Consider the following 16,619-nt stretch of genomic DNA (forward strand, 5'->3'; position numbering starts at 1 on the left):
TTAAACAGGAATTCAACACAAAAATTACTGGAGCGAGTTGAGTTTTGATTTTGGGTTGATTTTCGGTAAAACTTAAGATTCAGATTAGATTTTCGGTTATCTATCATCAAAATTGTCAAAAATATTTAGGAAATCATTAATTAATTCAGCAAAAACCATTAAATATCGATCAGTTCATGATCGCATGAATCAAAGCACTTAATACGGGCTTAACCATTCATTGAATAGAAATTAAATGAAAACCAAGCCAGTCAACTCAGTAAAATTCAAGCTATAATTATTGCCGATTATTTTCAGCCAATCGCTTTTGATTGGTTTTAATCACGCTCAGAGTAATTAAGATTACCCTTTTAATCGGTTTTCAGAATTAGTCTGCTGGATTGGCTCAATGAATTGAAATGGGATCCTATGCAAACATCGATGACCTTGCCGGAACCGATAACCTTTGAAGCGGCGATCGAGCTAACGCAAGAATGGCTCGATCGCTGGGCTACTGGATCCTGGACAACAACAGAATTCGCAACGGCGGCCGCTCAGTTAGTGGCCAATGTGGCCGGGGCCCGTGGTTTTTTTGTGGTCTATTTGACCGATGAGCGATCGATTGTGGATCCTGCGCCGGAAGCCCTTGTGGTCACCCTCGCTCAATCGCCAGACCAAGTGTTGGAACTTTTGGTGAAAAACCTGGCCATGGCGGCGGCCATGGTGGTGATTCACGAGCGAGCGGGCGATGGGGCCATGGCTGACCAATCTCGCCGCACCAGCCGCCGATCGGGCAATTTGCTTCAGCAACTGGATCAGTATTTCGCCGCCCATCCGATCCTCCTGGCAAAAGCCGCCAGCCCTTCCATCACAGAGCTGCTGCACCAACTCCGAACCGCAGCCACCGAGCAAACCGGGCCCTTCGCTGACTTCCTGGAACGGTGGGGCTATGACGATTTGCAACGGCGGGCGATCGTGCGGGCGATCGAACATGTGGGTATGCAACCGGGTCGCTAGGGCAACGGCCAAGCGTTTTCGATCGAAAATCCGGCTAGCCACTCAACCGGCGGGGAAGTTTAGCCCCGATCGTCGCACTTGCCTGGGGTCTGGGGGCGATCAATCCCGATCGCTCAAATCCTCAACCCTGCGGGAGAACCCCATTGAGGCAAGGGGCTTCAACCCCTTGTCTTCCCTAAATTTCAAGCGCTATTACCCATACTGATATCAACACTAAAACTTTGAGATTAATTTTTGAATTAATTTTGGGATTAATTTTTGAATTATTGTGCCCGTTGTTACCGGATTTGCCTTGTTTACGCTTGCTTGGGACTTTCGATGCAACTCCGTAAACTCGTTTGTTTTTTGGGTGCTTTTTTTAACCCAACACTTAGACCAATTAGCTTTTATTTTCTAATTGATTATCTAGAATAATCGATCCTCGAAATCCATGACAAGCTCCAAAAAATAATTCGATGGGTAACCGAAAGTTATAAGATGCAAGGCTACCGACGGTAAAACACAGCCTCCACAGTCAAAAATCATTTTGACAATCTCTATCCATACCTTGGTGAATATCTGCGATTCATCAGTCAACTCATTCACAAATCAACCTATTCACAAGTAAAGGCATCACAAGTCAGCTTAAAAAGCAATGGAGATCTCCCTGAAATTTCATCGGGCGATCGCCTGTTTGTGGTTTTTGCTTAACGAAAATTCAAAATCAATGACACAAGAAACGATCGTGACCCGAAGCAAACAACCTTGGGGTAATCGTTGGCTCGCGTGGATTCTAGCCATGCTGGTTGGTGTGGGGGTTGTTCTCCGATTTAGCCATCTCGAAACCAAAGTGTATTGGGGTGATGAAGTATTCACCTCCTTTCGGATTGCGGGCTACACCCTCGCGGAAGTCAACCGGGAACTACTGGATGAGCGCCCCCGCACCGTGGCTGAACTGCAAGCCACCTATCAGCAACCCCATGAGCAGCGATCAATGAATGACACCATTCGATCGCTCGCGGAAGATGACCCCCAACACCCCCCTTTTTTCTATGTATTCGCCAGGATTTGGGAACAAATTTTAGGCAGTGAATTGGGCACGAAACGCGCTTTTGCAGCCCTTTGCAGCCTATTGCTCATTCCAGCATCGGCCGGCATTGCTGTGGAATTATTTGGTAGTCAATTGGCTGGCTGGATTGCGGCGGCCATGGTTTCCCTGTCGCCATTTCACTTACTTTATGCCCAAGAAATGCGGGAGTATGGCCTTTGGGCTGCCATGATTGCTCTCACCGGTTGGCTGCTCTTGCGGGCACTCAGAACGGGTGGCGTTTGGGCTTGGGTCGGGTGGAGTTTATCGCTCACCCTGTTGCTCTATACCCATCTGTTTTCAGTCTTAATTGCTGGGGGATATTGCCTAGTTGCAACCTATTGGCTCTGGCGATCGAGTCAGTCTGTTCCGGCTGATCAATCTACTCTCACTCGATCATTTTCTGCGGCTAATCAATCCGCAATAACCGAGCAAGTTGCTTCGGCAAATGCTCCCCCAGTGCTACTGTCCAGGCAATGGCAATTCTTTGGAATCAGTACCCTCAGTGCTGGCGTTTTATTTTTGCCTTGGATCATTGCCACTCTCCAAAACCTCAGCACCATTTCCCGCACTAACGGATTTACTGCCCAAGCCGTTCCTCTCAGCACATTGCTTTATAACTGGTGGCTAAATTTGGCCCGACCATTTGCAGATTGGGAGCCAACAGGACAGATTTTGAGCAACCCGATCGCGGCGCAGGGAATTGTCTTGGCTATTGCCATTTTGGTGGCCATTAGTTTTTGGAACTTGGCTTATCGTCAACCGCTGTTGAGTCGGTTGTTGTTGTGGGCAATGATGGGATCGCAGGGCTTGGCATTGGTGATTTTAGACCTCAGCCAAGGAGGATTTCGATCGGCCATTATTCGCTACCTTGCACCTTGTTATTTGGGCTTACAACTGACCATCACGGGCTATTTGTCAACGCTGTTGCTGCCAAATACTATTCCCGATCGCCCTGCTCAGCAAGCTCATCATTCATCCAAATTCTTGTTCATCAAGCAGAACATTGATCAGAACATTCATTACATTCATCGGCGGCTCATTGCCTATGGCCTTTTGGCTATCCTGTTGATCGCGGGCGGCAGTTCTTGCGCCATGATTTTGCCTGCCAATACTTGGTGGAACAAACAAGGGAGCTATGCAATTCCTCCCTTAGCTCAAGTCATTGAGCGCTATGAATCACCTTGGATTGTTGCTTACGACACCATGCCGCGCATGTTCTCCCTCAGCTATCACCTCAATTCTCGGGTCGTGATGCAATTTATACATGCTCAGTCACCTGTAAATGTGCCCCCAAATTATGATCTGCTGTTGTTTCGTAGTTCCCTTGAGGTGCGCGATCGACTGCGGCGTTCTGGCTGGCAGCTCGATCGCCAATTTCAAACCAGCACCATCTATCCCTATCTATCTCCCCTGGACAAACAGGCTCAACTTTGGCTGGATTCGGCGCAGCGCAATTCCCTGCTTCCTTGAACAGGCCTTCGATTGACCCAATCTCGATTGGGCGCAGTCAAACTCGATCAGTCTCAATGAATCTCGATCCATTCCGACTCATCCAGACAAGTCGAAATTCATTGGGATTGATCCAACCCAGCTGCGTCAGGTTAAGGGGGAATTTACCGGATTCGGTCTGTGTCGCCTGTCTAGTTAGTTATCAGGAATTTTGAAGGATAATTAGACTCAAGGGGGTGAATTAGTGCTAGAACAAATTTAGGTTGTTGCAGGAATCTTCCATGCGATCGACCATCGTCTAGCTCGTAATGGAGAAAGCACCAAGTTTGTTCTTCGTCTTTGCCGATTCGGATCACCCTCGAATTTAATTGCTTCGTAATGTATAAAAAAGCTCTTTGTTATCACGGAAATAACAGTTAAATGGAAATTAATAGGCATTTTGGCAAAATCATCAGTGAGAATTGATACAACTCCTTCGTTCTAAATTTGCAGCACCCCTGAGCCGTTCCAGTCAGCAGCAGCGGATCCAGCAAAAAATCGATGAAAAAGCTTGAACCCCCAATGACAGCGATCGGGTCATTTTCTTAAAGATAGTAAGGCACTGATAGTTGCATAATCTTTCAAGGAATTAAACCTCCCAGGAATTAGTAGTCATGAAGCCTATTCTTAGCTTGCTATTGTTTCAAGCCTCAGATGAGGATGTTTTATCGATTATTCGAGAACTTTATCATCATCACTTTAATTTAAGTTGGAAGTGGGTTAAAAATACCAAGCAATTACAAATTGCCCTGGCAAAACAGTCATGGGATTTAATTATCTCTAATCATCAAGATGCTGGATTAAGTGCTTTTGATGTTCTCAAAATTCTACAATCATCCAAACGTGATATACCGCTGATTGTTATTTCAGAGGTGGTCGAGGATAGTCTAGCCGTTGACCTCATGCAGGCGGGCGCGGTGGACTGTTTTGTTAAGGGCAATACCACCCGCCTCCCGGAAGTGATCCGTCGCGAAATTCGTGAGGCCCAAATTCGCAGAGAACAGCGCTTAGGGGCATCCCAATTAGAAGCAGTTCAAGAGCGGTTGCAATTGGCGATCGAAAGTTCTGGGTTGGGATTGTGGGATTGGTTTATCGATCGCGGCGAGGTCACCCTCAACGAACGTTGGGCTGACATGATTGGCTATACCCTCGAAGAACTAGCCCCCATTCAATTAGGAACCTGGCAAAAATACACCCATCCTGAAGATTGGCCGAAGGTAGTTTCGGCGCTGGATAGCCATTTTCAAAACCAAACCAGCGCCTATGAATGTGAATTGCGAATGCGCCATCGATCGGGGCACTGGGTTTGGGTGCTGGCAAGGGGCAAAGTTGTTGAGCGCGACGCAACGGGCCGCCCTTTGCGGATCACAGGGACACATCTAGATATCACAGAGCGCAAAGAATCTGAATCCTTGCTCAGCAAACGGGAGCGCTACCTAACTGCAATTGTTGAGATCCAAAAGCAACTTTTATCCAACCATACGGATCAGAATATCTATCAAACAATTTTGGAAATTCTGGGGCCCATTGCCGGAGCCGATCGGATCTATGTGTTTGAAAAGCACCAGGATCGGTTTGGAAATTCTCTCATTAGCCAACATGGGGAATGGTGTCGCCCTGGCATTCAATCTCAGCTTAGCAATCCCCAATTTCAGAATTTGCGTTGCCATCCTGAATCCAACCATTGCCTTTTTCAGCTAACTCAAGGGCAGTTAATTAACAGCTTGGTTTCCGATGTTTCAATGTCGGAATTTCAGGCTTTAATTGCACCAGAGGTGGCGGCAGTTTTGATGCTGCCCTTGATGGTGGATGGCCAATTTTTTGGGTTTATTGGGTTCGATCGCGTCACTCCAGACCTGTGGGATGCGATCGAAATTAATCCCCTCAGTTCCGTTGCGGCTGCGATCGCCCTGTTCAAGGAACGAGAACTGGCAGTGCGGGCCTTGGCGCGCTTAAACCAAGAGCTAGAGGAGCGGGTGGAGCAGCGAACCGCCGCCTTGCAAGACAGCGAAGCCCGACTACAAGCAATTATTGATTTTGCCCCCGCTGTGATTTACGTTAAGGATCTCCAGGGTCGCCACACCTTGGTTAATCGATCATTTTTGAAGTTTTTTAGCTGCACTAAGCGTGAAATTCTAGGCAAAACCAATCAAGAGCTTTTCGAGCCAGAGTTGGCTAAAATTCTCAGTGAAAACGATGATGAAGTCTATCGGCTCGGTCGTTTTCAGCAGTATGAAGAAGAGGCAGAAATTAATGGCAGATTCTACACGTTTTTGTCTAATAAATTTCTGTTGCTCGATCGAGACTGGCAGCCCTACGGTCTCTGTGGGATTTCGGTAAACATCACATCCCGCAAAGAAGCTGAGAAAGCCATTCAGCGACAACTGGCAATGATGGAAGCTGCCATTGATGGCATTGCCCTCATTGAAAATGGTCAGTTGACCTATGCAAACCAAGCCCATGCCAATTTGCTTGGGTTCGATCGGGTTGAAGAACTCATCGGTCAACCTTGGCAACAGTTCTATGACCCCCTGGAAACTGAACGATTTGAGCAGCATATTTTGCCCCAGCTCCAGCGCGATCGCTCCTGGCAAGGAGAGGCGATCGCCCGGCGCAAAGATGGCAGCACATTCTATGAAGGGCTGTCCCTCACATTGTCCGAAGATGGCACTTTAATTTGCGTCTGTCGGGATATTAGTCATCAAAAACACACAGAGGCACAACTAACGAGTCTTTCTAATCGTTTAGCCTTGGCGTTGCAATCGGCAGCGATCGGGACATGGGAATGGAACTTTCAAGATGAAGTTCAATGGGATTCGCGCATTCGTGAAATTTATGGCTGGCATAACCCCGATCGCGATCCCACTTACCAAGATTGGCTGAACTGCTTACATCCAGAAGATGCCATGGCAATGGAAGCCTTCAGGGAATCCATCATGAATCATCAAGGGGAATTAAACCTAGAGCTGCGCATTAACCGCCCCAACGGGGAACAACGGTTTGTGCAATGTTTTGCGATCATTGAGCACGACACCAACCATCAACCTCTGCGCATGGTTGGGGTTAACTATGACATTACTGAGCATAAACAAGCAGAACATGAAAATCAGTCGCTGAAGGAACGATTGGAATTTGTTCTTTCGTCCAACCCAGCAATTATTTACACTTGTCAGCTAGGCGAAAATTATCGATTTACCTTCGTCAGCCGCAACATTGAGTCAATTTTGGGCTATCCCAAAGAAGAATTTTTGCAGAATCATGCCTTTTGGCTAGAGCATATTCACCCAGAAGACTTAACCTATGTCCTTGACAGCCTGCATAATTTAAACGACCTGAAATATCATGTTCGCGAATATCGGTTTTTGAAGAGCAATGGCAGTTATTGTTGGCTGCATGACGAGTTTCGGGTGGTTTACGATACCCAAGGTAAACCCCTAGAACTGGTGGGTTACTTTGCCGATATCAGCGATCGCAAGGATACTGAAGAAGCCCTCAAGCAAACCAATGCGCAATTGGAACGGGCCACCAGGCTCAAGGATGAGTTTTTGGCCAGCATGAGCCATGAGCTAAGAACGCCTCTCAATGCCATTTTGGGCATGTCGGAAAGTTTGCAGGAAGATATTTTTGGACCAATTACGCCAGAACAAACGAAGGCCGTTGCCACCATTGAAAAAAGTGGGCGGCACTTGCTGGAGCTGATTAACGACATTCTGGATTTGTCGAAAATTGAAGCCAATCGCCTGGAATTAGATTTGGATTTGGTTTCGGTTTGGGATCTGTGCGAAAACAGCTTGGCTTTTGTGAAGCAGTTAGCTTCGCAGAAAAAAATTGCCCTGAAAGCCTCGATCGCTGAAAATCTGCGGGATTTGTCGATTCAAGTGGATGGGCGACGGATGCGGCAGGTTTTAATCAACTTGTTGAGCAATGCGGTTAAATTCACGCCGGATTCTGGGGCCGTTGAGCTGGTGGTGATGATGGAAGAAGCACCGCAAAAACCACCCTATGAACCGCTCGATCGAGAACCGATCTCAACATCTATTTCAGCGCCGATCGAAGCTTCAAATTCCCAAGCTTCAGGTTCCCAAGCGTCAAGCTCCCAAAGTTCCTATTCAGATTTTCGACCGGCCCAAATTTGCTTCACTGTTCGCGACACAGGCATTGGCATCGCGCCAGAAAACCTATCAAAACTGTTCCAATCTTTCGTACAAATTGACAGCCGCCTCAGCCGCCAATATGCAGGCACAGGCCTAGGCTTGGCCCTGGTGAAGCGCATCACTGAATTGCATGGCGGTCGGGTCAGTGTCAGAAGCGAAGTGGGCCAGGGCAGTTGTTTTCAGGTGTATTTGCCCTGTTGGTCAAAGGGGCCAACGCGATCGCCCAGTGCTTCTGAAGTAGCCCCGGGACTCCATAGCTCACTGCCTGCTTGCAACGGAACCCAATTGATTGACCTACAAGCGATTGAAACCGGTCAGCCATTAATTTTGTTGGCGGAAGATAACGAAGCCAACATCATGACCATTTCCAGCTATCTAAAGGCACAAAACTATCAGATTCTATCGGCCCAAAATGGCCGAGAAGCTATCGAAATGGTGCGATCGCACCAACCCGCTTTGGTGTTAATGGATATCCAAATGCCAGAAATGGACGGGCTGACGGCTATTGCCCAAATTCGCCAAGATCCCGACTTTCAATCCTTGCCGATCATTGCCTTGACGGCCCTCGCTATGGCAGGCGACCAGGAACGGTGCTTGCAAGCGGGAGCCACCGCCTACTTGAACAAACCCGTTAAGCTCAAGCAATTGGCGAATATGATCCAGGAGTTATTGAAGCAATAACCCAAAAAAGTTCTGAAGCTAAGGAGCTGAAGCTAAAAATCTGGAGTTAAAAATCTGGAGTTAAAAATCTGGAATCAAGCCCCTAGAGCAACACCAAGGGACTATGGCAAAGGCTCAGTCACCAATACTTCAGCAGATATTGAAAAAGCCCAAAAAAGAAAAGCCCAAAAAAGCTCAAAACTAAATTTGGGTATGTTTCACGTTATCAAACCGGGCTGCATATCCTAATCTAGAACTGAATGAAACCTTGAATAGGCTTGCTACATCACCAACCATGACCCGCGACCCCCTATCTTGGACTGATTTAGCAGCGCTGACCCAATGGCAACCGAACTTAGTTCATGGGCCCACCAATTCCCAAGCAAAATTGCGACTCTTTGGGCAGCCGGACGCTGAACCCCGCGTCACGCTCTATCGCGATCACCACGCTTGGTGTCCCTATTGCCAAAAGGTTTGGCTTTGGCTAGAGGAAAAGCAAATTCCTTACCGCATCGAAAAGGTCACGATGTTTTGCTATGGCCAAAAGGAGCAATGGTATAAGCAAAAAGTGCCCTCGGGCATGTTGCCAGCCCTGGAACTAGATGGGTATTTGATCACGGAAAGTGATGATATTTTGCTGGCTTTGGAGCAGGCATTTGGGCCATTGATCTATGGCATGGAGTCGGCGCTGGTGTTGCCTTTGCGCCGTTTGGAACGGTTGCTGTTTCGGGCTTGGTGTTCCTGGCTTTGCTATCCAACCTTGTCTGAGCAGCAGGAGGCTCGAAACCGGCGGCAATTTCTGGAGGTGGTGACCTCCGTTGAGGCGGCCTTGGCGGCAACGCCTGGGCCTTATTTTTTAGATCAATTCAGTACGGCAGATGTGATTTTCACGCCCTATGTGGAGCGGATGAATGCCAGCTTGTTTTACTACAAAGGCTATTCATTACGAGACGAAAATCCCCGTTTGAAAGATTGGTTTGCGGCGATGGAAACTCGATCGACCTATCGCGGAACCCAAAGTGATTTTCATACCCATGCCCATGATTTGCCGCCACAAATGGGCGGCTGTTGGGAAAACCAAGATCCACAAACTGCGATCAATCAAACCAAGGTGGATCATGGCCCTTGGTTGGGCTTGCCGGACGCAACCTATGAGGAGCCAGACACGGCCCGATCGGAGGCCCTATTTCGGATGGTGAAGCATCGGGCGAATTTAATTCGGGTGAATCCCAGTCACGATGAGCTGGTGGATCAGGCGTTGCGCTGTGCCCTGACGCGGATGATGACGGGTGAGGTTTGTGTGCCGCCGTCGGGGTCGGATGTGGCGTTGCGATATCTGCGCGATCGAATCAGCGTGCCTCGGGATATGTCGATTTATGCGGCGAAATATCTGCGTGAAGCCCTGGAGGCGACGGCGGCCTTGGCGGGCGATCGCCAGGGGCCACCGATTCCCACCAAGCACCGCCGCGATCAGGATCCAGCGAATTTCTTGCGCTGAGGATGAATCCAAGACGGTTGGGAATGGCTCAGTTGGCACACGATCGCGCCCCATACAGCCACAGCACCACCTGATCCAGCGCGGCCCGCAGGTCACGGGTGGGGGTGTTGGCGTGGTCAATCATCAAACTGAAGGCCACGGGCCCCCACTCAGGATGGTTCAGATAGCCAGACAGGGCCGCCACGCCGGTCAGCGTACCGGTTTTGGCGCGTAACTGGCCCGCTAGGGGAGTATCCCGAAAGCGATTGGCCAACGTGCCGGTTTCCCCCGCGATCGGCAGGGAATTTTCGTAAATCTGGGCATGGGGCGATCGAGCCATGATCGTCAGCAGTTGCACGATCGCCTCGGGGCTAACCAGGTTTTGGCGCGACAGGCCCGCACCGTCCACCAGCCGATAGGCCGTTGGATCCAAACCCAAATCAGTCAAGATGGTTGTGAGCCGATCCATGGGGCGATCAGGATCCAACCAACGCAACAGGGCCTCCGCCCCCAAGTTATCGCTGGCTTGGTTCACCTGGCTAATCACCGCCGCCAGATTGGCGGATGCCAGTTCCGCCGTGGGCTGTCCCAAGGGCCCGGGCGGATTCCGGAGATTCACGATCGGGACAACGGGCGGATTCCGAAACCGATCGTAGGCAGGGGCAGGCAGGGGGGCCACTTCCAAGGGCGATCGCTGCCAATTCACGGTCGGCGGTGGCGGCGGGGCCACCAACGGGCGCGATCGCACCTGGCGAAAAAATTGCTCCGACAGGCGATCGGCAATCAGCCAAGCGAATTGTTGGCCCGGTCGGGGATGGGCCACTTCCGCTTGGGCCGATGTGCCCATGGGCAGCCCCCCAGTGAACAGAATCAATCCTGTTTGTCGATCGCGCTGCAATTGCCAGGTGGGTTCCGCGTCGGCCGGCAAAGCTTGAAATTCCCGAGGCTGAAACCAATTCAACAACCCTTCCACTGGCTCTTGGGTTTGCACTTCCAAACTCGGCGCACCGTCCAAAAACTGGGGGCGAAAGGTCAAGGAAACGGCGTTGCGATCGACTATGGCCCGGTTCACCACGGGAGCGTAACCATAGGTCAAATCATCCCATTCCCAACTGGGCGGAGTTTCTGAGCGATCGAACACCACCACATCCAGCGCCTCCGTGGGCGGGTGCAAGGTCGCCAGGCGATCGGCCCAAGCCTGGAGTTGTTGGTGGGTGATGGTGGGGTCACCACCGGGCACAATCCACCAAGCGGGCCGGGGTTGGGTGGCGCTTTTGGGTCGCCAATAGGCCCGCGTGGGCGATCGAAACTCGGGGCCCAACGCCGCCAGGGCCGCCGCCGTGGAAAACAACTTGGCATTGGAGGCCGGCACAAAAAATTGTTGAGCTTGCCCCTGAATCAAGGTTTGGGGATTGGCAGGATCCAAGGTGCGGGCCAGAAATCCCCAGTGCGATCGGGCCCAGCGGGGATCCTGTTGCCATTGGGCGATCGCGGCGGGCAAATCCGCCAAGCAACGGGGTTGGGCTGGCTCCGTGGCCCCGGCAACTCCAGCCCCCAACAGCCCGATCGCCCCGATCGCCGCCAACCCTTGAGCAGCCCAGCGTCCCTTGATTCGATCGCCCATGACGATGTTTATTGACAAGATTGATTGGTAATGTTCGCTTGAAAACGCTCGTTAACCGTCCATTAGACGGCAATTCGCTCATCGGGCTTCAGCTTTAACTCAGCTCTAACTCAACTCTTAGCCAAGCCCCAATCCAGATCCAATCCAGATCCAATTCAGATCTAAGTTGCAGCCATGACAGATTGCTCCCGCCGCCGCCCCCTACAATAGGAGGCAGTCGAGCTTCTGAACCGCCTGCCCAGTGCTAGGCGATCGATCTGCCCAGTCTCATTGGTAGCCATTCTGCCAGGGCGATCGACCCGATCGCGCCCCCCGTTTTCACTGCCCCATCCAACTGATCGCCGTTTTCGATTTTTCCTAATTTATGGAGTTTCAGCTCACCGAACGCCAAGAGCGCATTTTGTTCGCCACCATCCGTCACTACATCTCCACGGCCGAGCCGGTGGGGTCAAAGGTGCTGGTGGAAGAATATCAACTGGATGCGAGTCCGGCGACGGTGCGAAATGCCATGGGGGCCTTGGAAAAGGCCGGCTTGCTCTACCAACCCCACACGTCAGCCGGGCGCGTCCCATCGGACTCGGGCTATCGGGTCTATGTCGATCGTTGCGCTGTCCCGTCCGATCGCACAGCCCAAAAGGTGAATCAACTCCTGAGCGATCGCCTGGATGCTTCGTCGCCCCACTTGGAAGTGTTGCTGAAGGGAGCGGCCCAGTTATTGGCTCGCCTCAGCGGTTGTATTGCGGCGATCGCCTTGCCCCAAACCCGCACGGTTCAAGTGCGCCATGTGCGACTGCTGCCCATGGAGGTCGATCGGGTGATGGTGTTGGTGGTGACGGATGATTACCAAAGCCACTCCGCGATCGTGCCCTTACCGAACACCGAAGAGGCTCCCCTACCGGATCCGGAAACCCTGGAGCGGGAGTTGGTGATTCTGTCGAACTTTTTGGATGCTCGTCTGCGGGATCACTCCTTCTTGGCCGTGGCCCATTTGGATTGGGATGAGCTGGGCCGGGAGTTCGATCGCCGGGGCCAAGCTCTGCGGGAAGCCTTGATTCATTTGGCGCGCCGGGCCCAAACCCCGATCGCCACCCGAATTTTGATTAGCGGCGTGTCGGAGGTGTTGCGCCAACCAGAGTTTTCGGAGCTGCAACAGGTGCAAACCCTGATTCATCTGCTGGAAGCGGAACAAGATCAACTGTGGTCGCTGATTTTTGATGAGCCAGAAGATGAGCGCCGGGTGCGCATCCGCATTGGCATGGAAAACCCCTGGGAACCCATTCAGGGTTACACGCTCATTTCTTCCCTCTACGGCAACGGCCTATCGCCCCTTGGCAGTGTGGGCATTTTGGGCCCGACCCGGCTGGACTACGATCGGGCGATCGCCGCCGTGGGGGCCACCGCCGACTATCTATCCGAGGTCATGGGCGCGTCAGGATCGGAACTGCTAGCAGGTCGCTACCACCCGGCGATCGGCAACCCCGATAGCTCCGGTTAATTGCCCCCAAGCTATGGACATCAGCCCTTGAGATGCGAAATGGGCGTGGTTGCCAGACCCGATCGACCGGGGTGCTTCCGGGTGCAACGAACGGCCCCGCCCGTGGCAAGATAGGGGCGATCGATTCGCAGGAGCAGCGACCATCTTGGAAGTGACGTTTTTGGGCACGAGTTCTGGCGTACCGACCCGATCGCGCAACGTTTCCAGTTTGGTGTTGCGGTTGCCTCAGCGGGCCGAAGCTTGGTTATTTGACTGCGGCGAAGGCACGCAACATCAGCTTTTGCGCAGTGAAGTGCGATCGAGCCAAATCACCCGCATTTTCATCACCCACATGCATGGAGATCATATCTTTGGGTTGATGGGATTGTTGGCCAGTTCTGGCTTGGCGGGGCAACCTCACCCGATCGATCTCTACGGGCCGGCCGATTTATCGGGGTATTTAAAAGCCTGTCAGCGCTATTCCCAAACCCGGTTTTCTTTTCCCATCAAAGTCCACACCGTGGAACCGGGCAAAATCTTTGAAGACGACGAATTCACGGTGCATTGCCAACTGCTGGAGCACCGGGTTCCGGCCTATGGTTATGCGGTCACGGAAAAAGATCGCCCCGGCCGATTTGATATTGAAAAAGCTCGGGCCCTGGAAATTCCCGCCGGCCCGGTTTATGGCCGCCTGAAGCGCGGCGAAACCGTCACCCTGCCCGACGGCCGCACAGTTGACGGCCAAACCCTCTGTGCGCCGCCGGAACCAGGACGCAAATGGGTTTATTGCACCGACACGGTGTTTTGTGAGCGATCGATCGAGCTAGCCCAGGATGCCGATGTGCTGATCCACGAGGCCACCTTTGCCCACGCGGATTCACAATTGGCCTTTGAGCGGCTCCATTCCACCACCACCATGGCCGCCCAAGTGGCCTTGGCGGCGCAGGTCAAAACCCTGATCATCACGCACTTCAGCCCCCGCTACGCCCCGGGCAACGCGATCGACTTTCACGATTTGCTGAACGAGGCCCGAATGATTTTTCCCAACACGGAAATGGCTAAGGACTTTTGGAGCTATGAAGTGCCCCGCCGCCGGGCGATCGACCTGGCCTCGGCTTAGGCCAATCAGCCCGGGGCCAATCAACCTAAAGCCCGTTGATACTGATTCACAACATCGATGAATGTCGATCGATGCTGACCAGTGCCGACCAGCGCCAATCAACCGATCGATGGGCGATGTCTCAGATCGATCGAGTCTGTACGCCATGACCCGCCGAATTGCGAGTCGCACGGTATAGTTACCCCAATCCGTTTTTCGCGCAACCATGTACGACAAGATTACGCCCCCCACCGTCGGTGAAAAAATTCGCTTTGAAAACGGTCAACCGATCGTCCCCGACAACCCGATCGTTCCCTTCATTCGCGGCGATGGCACGGGCATTGACCTTTGGCCCGCCAGCCAGCGCGTGCTTGATGCGGCGATCGAACAAGCCTACGGTGGTCAGCGCAAAATCTCCTGGTTCAAGGTCTATGCGGGCGACGAAGCCTGTGAAGTCTACGGAACCTATCAATATCTCCCCGAAGACACCCTCACGGCCATTCGGGAATATGGCATGGCGATTAAAGGCCCCCTCACGACTCCCGTTGGCGGCGGCATTCGATCGCTCAATGTGGCCCTGCGGCAAATTTTTGATCTCTACGCCTGTGTTCGTCCCTGTAAGTATTACAACGGCACGCCTTCTCCCCACAAAAGCCCTGAAAAACTGGACGTGATTATCTATCGGGAAAACACCGAAGATATTTACCTGGGCATTGAGTGGAAACAGGGCACTCCTGGCTGCGATCAATTGATTGATTTTCTGAACAATCAACTGATTCCCGAAACTCCGGAACTGAAAAATAAACAGATTCGGTTAGATTCCGGCATCAGCATCAAACCCATCAGCATCACCGGTTCCCAGCGCCTAGTCCGTCGGGCGATTCAAAACGCCCTGCGGTTGCCCAAAAATAAACAGGCCGTGACCTTGGTTCACAAGGGCAACATCATGAAATACACCGAAGGAGCCTTCCGGGATTGGGGCTATGCGGTGGCAACCGGTGAATTTCGTGCCGAATGTGTGACAGAGCGGGAGTCGTGGATTCTGAGCAATAAAGAGAAGAATCCTGACCTGTCGATCGAGGACAACGCCAAGCTGATTGACCCCGGCTATGACAGCTACCCCGCCGAAAAGCGGGAAGCCATTTGCCAAGAGGTGCACGAGGTTCTGGAAGCCATTTGGGACAGTCACGGCAACGGTCAATGGAAGGAAAAAGTGATGGTCAACGATCGCATCGCTGACAACATTTTCCAACAGATTCAAATTCGCCCCGATGAATATTCAATTCTGGCGACCATGAACCTGAATGGCGATTATTTGTCCGATGCCGCCGCCGCGATCGCAGGCGGTTTGGGCATGGCTCCGGGGGCTAACATTGGTGACAACGCAGCCATTTTTGAAGCCACCCACGGCACTGCGCCCAAGTATGCGGGATTGGATCAGGTCAACCCGGGATCGGTGATTTTGTCTGGCGTAATGATGTTGGAATTCATGGGCTGGCAAGAGGCGGCTGATCTGATTAAGACCGGTTTGGCCAAGTCGATCGAACAGCGAGAAGTGACCTACGATCTGGCTCGACAGATGGAGCCGCCTGTCAATCCGCCGCTGAAGTGCTCGGAATTTGCTAGCGCCATCATCAAAAACTTCGACTAGGGCTTGATGGGCCAAGGGGCCAAACCCTCCTACCTAAAACAGTCTAAAACAGTGGGTTCATCACCCGCTGTGCTGTGGAAGGGCTGACCTTGGCCCCGGCTCGATCGGCTCTCAACCAATTTCCCTAAATAATTGCTGGTCAGTCATGGCCATGCCTGGCTGACTGGCTTTAATGGCGATTTTTGATGGCGATTACTTAATGCTGATCGATGGTATAAACCATGACTTCATCGCCCAAATTGAGTTAATCCCAAAGTGACTTGCTGTTTACAATTTTTTGAAATTGGCCGAAGTGTCTGTAAAAAATGCTGTTAAGTTCTGGTTTATACAATTAGTCGCCAGTCTTTAAAAGTCGGGCTATGGTGATGAAGACTCCCTTCACAGGGGCTTCTTCTCGGCCAATCTCGATCAAATTCAAGTAATCGCAGTTTGCTGCGGTTTTTCACTCCTTTTGAACAGAAGCGTGATTTGGAACGAATGCTAATGGATACCGTGACTGTGCAAGATTTGGCAGCCTATTTACGCGAACCGACCGGTCTGGTGCAACTGGTGGATGTGCGGGAACCCCAAGAATTGGCCTTGTCGCAACTCCCTGGATTTATTAATTTGCCTCTGAGTGAATATGAGCAATGGAGCACCATGATCGAATCGATCCTGAACTTTAATCAGGAAACCTGGGTGATCTGTCACCACGGGTTACGATCGGCTCAAATGTGTCAGTGGCTAGAGGGGAAGGGTTGTCAAGTCGTGAAAAATATCACAGGCGGTATTCATGCCTATGCCCTAGAGATCGATCGCTCAGTGCCCCTTTACTAGGTTTTCTTTGGAGTTACTGAGGTCTCTCAACTAAACAGATCGCAATTGGTTTGCTGATTGTTTGCTGAAATTCACTGAAGTTAATTGACGTGATCTGAAAGTTGCTGAAAT

At 51.5% G+C, this 16,619-nt stretch carries 9 protein-coding genes; 8 read left to right on the plus strand and 1 reads right to left on the minus strand.

From position 1 onward, the window contains the following. The first annotated feature begins 408 nt into the window (after positions 1-408). The 4 genes from H6G53_RS01285 to H6G53_RS01300 all read left to right on the plus strand — a co-directional run bounded on the left by H6G53_RS01285 (position 409) and on the right by H6G53_RS01300 (position 9,865). Positions 409-996 carry a hypothetical protein gene (locus H6G53_RS01285; protein ID WP_099534602.1) on the plus strand — a complete coding sequence of 196 codons (588 nt, stop codon included), beginning with the start codon at positions 409-411 and terminating at the stop codon, positions 994-996. A gap of 778 nt (positions 997-1,774) precedes the next feature. Beyond that, entirely contained in the window at positions 1,775-3,535 is a 1,761-nt protein-coding gene (locus tag H6G53_RS01290; protein WP_190530684.1) for a glycosyltransferase family 39 protein, read from the plus strand. A gap of 890 nt (positions 3,536-4,425) precedes the next feature. Next, positions 4,426-8,388, plus strand: coding sequence for a PAS domain-containing protein (locus H6G53_RS01295; RefSeq protein ID WP_190530685.1), 3,963 nt, complete (start codon positions 4,426-4,428; stop codon positions 8,386-8,388). Positions 8,389-8,662: 274 nt separating this feature from the next. Then, positions 8,663-9,865: a glutathione S-transferase family protein gene (locus H6G53_RS01300; protein WP_190530686.1), complete on the plus strand. Its 1,203-nt coding sequence runs from the start codon at positions 8,663-8,665 to the stop codon at positions 9,863-9,865. A gap of 28 nt (positions 9,866-9,893) precedes the next feature. Here H6G53_RS01300 and dacB read toward each other — a convergent pair whose 3' ends face one another. Continuing rightward, a complete protein-coding gene (gene dacB, locus H6G53_RS01305) occupies positions 9,894-11,468 on the minus strand; it encodes a D-alanyl-D-alanine carboxypeptidase/D-alanyl-D-alanine-endopeptidase (protein WP_190530687.1) in 1,575 nt (524 codons plus the stop codon). A gap of 364 nt (positions 11,469-11,832) precedes the next feature. Here dacB and hrcA point away from each other — a divergent pair, with 364 nt between their 5' ends. From hrcA to H6G53_RS01325, 4 genes are all read left to right on the plus strand, one after another. Beyond that, complete coding sequence (hrcA, locus tag H6G53_RS01310) at positions 11,833-12,963, plus strand: heat-inducible transcriptional repressor HrcA (protein ID WP_099534280.1); 1,131 nt, start codon at positions 11,833-11,835, stop codon at positions 12,961-12,963. Positions 12,964-13,108: 145 nt separating this feature from the next. Continuing rightward, positions 13,109-14,062 carry a ribonuclease Z gene (locus H6G53_RS01315; RefSeq protein WP_190530688.1) on the plus strand — a complete coding sequence of 318 codons (954 nt, stop codon included), beginning with the start codon at positions 13,109-13,111 and terminating at the stop codon, positions 14,060-14,062. 205 nt (positions 14,063-14,267) lie between these two features. Beyond that, positions 14,268-15,692 (plus strand): NADP-dependent isocitrate dehydrogenase, encoded by a 1,425-nt coding sequence (locus H6G53_RS01320; protein ID WP_190530689.1) that lies wholly within the window; start codon positions 14,268-14,270, stop codon positions 15,690-15,692. Between the two features lie 483 nt (positions 15,693-16,175). Beyond that, the gene (locus H6G53_RS01325) at positions 16,176-16,508 is read left to right on the plus strand and encodes a rhodanese-like domain-containing protein (protein WP_190530690.1); all 333 of its coding nucleotides are present in this window, start codon (positions 16,176-16,178) and stop codon (positions 16,506-16,508) included. Positions 16,509-16,619: the final 111 nt, after the last annotated feature.

Source organism: Limnothrix sp. FACHB-406 (assembly GCF_014698235.1).
In the GTDB taxonomy this organism is placed as follows: domain Bacteria; phylum Cyanobacteriota; class Cyanobacteriia; order CACIAM-69d; family CACIAM-69d; genus CACIAM-69d.

What these genes read in the sequence shown, in the direction of transcription:
- H6G53_RS01285 (WP_099534602.1), top strand. Translation starts at nt 409, where the DNA reads ATGCAAACATCGATGACCTTGCCGGAACCGATAACCTTTGAAGCGGCG.
- H6G53_RS01290 (WP_190530684.1), top strand. Translation starts at nt 1,775, where the DNA reads ATGCTGGTTGGTGTGGGGGTTGTTCTCCGATTTAGCCATCTCGAAACC.
- hrcA (WP_099534280.1), top strand. Translation starts at nt 11,833, where the DNA reads ATGGAGTTTCAGCTCACCGAACGCCAAGAGCGCATTTTGTTCGCCACC.
- H6G53_RS01325 (WP_190530690.1), top strand. Translation starts at nt 16,176, where the DNA reads ATGGATACCGTGACTGTGCAAGATTTGGCAGCCTATTTACGCGAACCG.
- H6G53_RS01320 (WP_190530689.1), top strand. Translation starts at nt 14,268, where the DNA reads ATGTACGACAAGATTACGCCCCCCACCGTCGGTGAAAAAATTCGCTTT.
- H6G53_RS01300 (WP_190530686.1), top strand. Translation starts at nt 8,663, where the DNA reads ATGACCCGCGACCCCCTATCTTGGACTGATTTAGCAGCGCTGACCCAA.
- dacB (WP_190530687.1), bottom strand. Translation starts at nt 11,468, where the DNA reads ATGGGCGATCGAATCAAGGGACGCTGGGCTGCTCAAGGGTTGGCGGCG.